The organism is Bacillus sp. FG16, from assembly GCF_057809515.1.
This window is the reverse complement of sequence record NZ_JBMDKC010000338.1, coordinates 1-435: the sequence shown is the minus strand read 5'-3', so window position 1 is coordinate 435 and position 435 is coordinate 1. Positions and strand designations below refer to the sequence as shown.

The window sequence follows — 435 nt, the reverse complement described above, 5'->3', positions numbered from 1 at the left end:
CCAATTGTTAGACACAGTCTAACAATTGGAGGTGCAGTTTTTCTATGGCTAAATTTACAGCTGATGAAAAAATACAAATCGTTCTACGTTATTTGAACGGAAATGAAAGTTATCGAGAACTGGGTAGATCGCTCGGTATAAGTGACACAATCATTTTGAATTGGGTAAACCAATATAAACAGAATGGTCTGGAAGCTTTTCTAAAACGATGTACAAATTACACACAACAATTTAAACTAGACGTACTAAACTTTATGATTGAAAACGGTATGTCCTTATTTGAGACGGCAGCTATCTTTAATATTCCTGCCCCTTCAACGATTTCTGTTTGGAAAAAACAGCTCGAAACACAAGGAATTGAAGCCCTTCAATCTAAGAAAAAGGGGCGTCCATCCATGAAAAAAGATTCAAATAAACAATTAAAACAACCTTTAG

1 protein-coding gene is annotated in these 435 nt (G+C 34.9%); it reads left to right on the top strand.

What is annotated here, in order from left to right:
• Positions 1 to 44: 44 nt before the first annotated feature.
• A partial coding sequence (locus ACODS7_RS32630) for a transposase (protein WP_488828706.1) occupies positions 45 to 435 on the top strand: 391 nt, incomplete at its 3' end.